The sequence below is a fragment of the uncultured Amaricoccus sp. genome (assembly GCF_937858865.1).
Classification (GTDB): domain Bacteria; phylum Pseudomonadota; class Alphaproteobacteria; order Rhodobacterales; family Rhodobacteraceae; genus Amaricoccus.
In genome coordinates this window covers 1-3,516 of sequence record NZ_CALLYO010000536.1, presented here as the reverse complement: position 1 = coordinate 3,516, position 3,516 = coordinate 1, and the positions used below count along the sequence as shown (strand labels likewise).

Here is a 3,516-nt window from a genome sequence, read left to right as displayed (position 1 = left end):
TCAAGCAGGCGAAGAAGCTCGTCGAGAAGGAGCGCCCGGAGGTCTGGGACATCCTTGACGAGGTGATCCGCGAGCACCCCGTCCTCCTCAACCGCGCGCCGACGCTGCACCGCCTCGGCATCCAGGCCTTCGAGCCGGTGCTGATCGAGGGCAAGGCGATCCAGCTGCACCCGCTGGTCTGCGCCGCCTTCAACGCCGACTTCGACGGCGACCAGATGGCCGTGCACGTGCCGCTGAGCCTCGAGGCGCAGCTGGAAGCGCGCGTCCTGATGATGTCGACCAACAACGTGCTCTCGCCGGCCAACGGCAAGCCGATCATCGTGCCGTCGCAGGACATGATCCTCGGCCTCTACTACCTCTCGATCATGCGCGAGGGGCAGCCGGGCGAGGGGATGAAGTTCGGCTCCATCGAGGAGGTGAACCACGCGCTGCACGCGGGCCACGTCAACCTGCACTCGAAGATCACTGCCCGCATCGAGCAGATCGACGAGAACGGCGAGACGGTCCTCAAGCGCTACGAGACCACCCCCGGCCGGCTCCGGCTCGGGCAGCTGCTGCCGAAGAACTTCAAGACCCCGTTCGACATCGTCAACCGCCTGCTGCGCAAGAAGGAGGTGGGCGAGGTCATCGACACCGTCTACCGCCACTGCGGCCAGAAGGAGTCGGTGATCTTCTGCGACCAGATCATGGGCCTCGGCTTCACCGAGGCGTTCAAGGCCGGCATCTCCTTCGGCAAGGACGACATGGTCATCCCGGAGGCGAAGTGGCAGCTCGTCAACCGCACCCGCGACCAGGTGAAGGAGTTCGAGCAGCAGTATATGGACGGCCTGATCACCCAGGGCGAGAAGTACAACAAGGTGGTCGACGCCTGGTCCCGCTGCTCCGACGACGTGGCCGCCGCGATGATGGGCGAGATCTCGGCCGTCCGTAAGGACGACGAGGGCCGCGAGAAGGAGCCGAACTCGGTCTACATGATGAGCCACTCCGGCGCCCGCGGCTCGCCGGCGCAGATGAAGCAGCTCGGCGGCATGCGCGGCCTGATGGCCAAGCCCTCGGGCGAGATCATCGAGACCCCGATCGTCTCGAACTTCAAGGAAGGCCTCACCGTGCTCGAGTACTTCAACTCGACCCACGGCGCCCGCAAGGGCCTCGCCGACACGGCGCTGAAGACGGCGAACTCGGGCTACCTGACCCGCCGCCTGGTGGACGTGGCGCAGGACTGCATCGTCAAGATCGACGACTGCGGCACCGACCGCTCGATCACCGCGCGCGCCGCGATCTCGGACGGCGAGGTCGTTGCCTCGCTCGCCGAGCGCATCCTCGGCCGCGTCGCGGCGGAGGACGTGCTCGACCCGAAGACCGGCGAGGTGATCTTCCCGCGCAACGGCCTGATCGAGGAGCGCGACGCCGACGCCATCGAGACGTCGGGCGTCCTGGAGATGCAGATCCGCTCGCCGCTCACCTGCGAGGCCGAGGACGGCATCTGCGCCCAGTGCTACGGGCGCGACCTCGCCCGCGGCACCAAGGTGAACCCCGGCGAGGCGGTCGGCATCATCGCCGCCCAGTCGATCGGCGAGCCCGGCACGCAGCTGACCATGCGGACCTTCCACATCGGCGGCATCGCCCAGGGCGGTTCGCAGTCCTTCCTCGAGGCGAGCCAGGAGGGCACCGTGCAGCTGCGCGGCGCCAACCTGCTCACCAATGCCGAGGGCGAGCAGATCGTCATGTCGCGCACCATGGACATCGCCATCGTCGACGAGAACAACGTCGACCGGGCGGTCTCCAAGCTCGGCTACGGCACCAAGCTCCTGGTGAAGGAAGGGGCCACCGTCGCCCGCGGCGACAAGCTGGCGGAGTGGGATCCCTACACGCTGCCGATCATCGCCGAGAAGGCGGGCGTGGCGAAGTTCGTCGACCTCGTGGCCGGCTTCTCGGTGCGCGAGGAGATGGACGACGCCACCGGCATCAGCCAGAAGATCGTCTCCGACTGGCGCGCCGCCCCGCGCGGCAACGACCTCAAGCCCGAGGTCATCGTCATGGACCCCGAGAGCGGCGAGCCCGTGCGGCTCGACAACGGCAACCCCGAGGTCCATGCCATGTCGGTCGATGCCATCCTCTCGGTCGAGGACGGCCAGAGCCTGCGCCCCGGCGACGTCATCGCGCGCATCCCGCGCGAGGGCGCGAAGACCAAGGACATCACCGGCGGCCTGCCGCGGGTGGCCGAGCTCTTCGAGGCGCGCCGTCCCAAGGACCACGCGATCATCGCCGAGATCTCGGGCCACGTGCACTTCGGCAAGGACTTCAAGAACAAGCGCCGGATCACCATCGAGCCTGTGGAGGAGGGCCTGGAGGCGATCGAGTACATGGTGCCGAAGGGCAAGCACATCCCGGTGCAGGAGGGCGACTTCATCCAGAAGGGCGAGTACATCATGGACGGCAACCCTGCCCCCCATGACATCCTCGCCATCCTCGGGATCGAGGCGCTCGCCGACTACCTGATCGAGGAGGTGCAGGAGGTCTACCGGCTGCAGGGCGTGAAGATCAACGACAAGCACATCGAGGTGATCGTCCGCCAGATGCTGCAGAAGTGGGAGATCTCCGAGTCGGGCGGCACCACGCTCCTCAAGGGCGAGCAGGTCGACAAGATGGAGTTCGACGAGGAGAACGAGAAGGCGATCGCCGCCGGCCGCGAGCCGGCCAAGGGCGCGCCGATCCTGCTCGGCATCACCAAGGCGAGCCTGCAGACCCGCTCGTTCATCTCGGCCGCCTCCTTCCAGGAGACGACCCGCGTGCTCACCGAGGCGGCGACCCAGGGCAAGCGCGACCGGCTGGTCGGGCTCAAGGAGAACGTCATCGTCGGCCGGCTGATCCCCGCCGGCACCGGCGGCGCCACCCACACGATCAAGCGCATCGCCGCCGAGCGCGACGCCAAGATCATCGCCGACCGCCGCGAGGAAGCCGCCGCGGCGCTGGCGGTGGACGAGCCGGCCGAGCCGATGGGCTTCGAGGTGGAGTGATCCCCCGGCGGAACCCGGGGCAATGAACCTGGGTCCCGCCGACCATCCGGTCGGCGGGCCCCATCGTCTCCAGGCCACCAACTCTTTCAGGTCGCCATACGTTTCCCATACGCATTCCATATGCGTTCCAGATCGAACGAAGCCCGGTAAACGCTTGCTCCGAACGATCCGGAGCCGGATTTACGCAGTCGCCGGCGGGGCAGGCACCGCCCAGCCCGGATCGGCCCCGAACGGGCGGTCGATGAAGAACGCCCACCCGAGCCTGCGCCGGGCTGCGTCCGTCCGTACCGTCGTCGCCGCCGCCCCGGCGCGCCGGCGGGCGCTCGTAGCGGGGCGCGGCGGATAGGGCGGCCGGCTGCGCGAACGCCGCGTGCACATCCGGCGAACTTCCCCTATGGAGGAAGCGCTGGGGGTGCTCAGGGGAGGTGAATGCTTCTTTCCGTTCTGATCGTGCTGGTGCTGGTCGTCCTGAACGGCTTCTTCGCCATGTCCGAGCTTT

At 67.9% G+C, this 3,516-nt stretch carries 1 protein-coding gene; it reads left to right on the top strand.

What is annotated here, in order from left to right; translation table 11 throughout:
• On the top strand, window positions 1–3,017 hold a 3,017-nt coding region (gene rpoC / locus Q0112_RS15810; RefSeq protein WP_297976938.1), incomplete at its 5' end, for a DNA-directed RNA polymerase subunit beta'.
• Window positions 3,018–3,516: the final 499 nt, after the last annotated feature.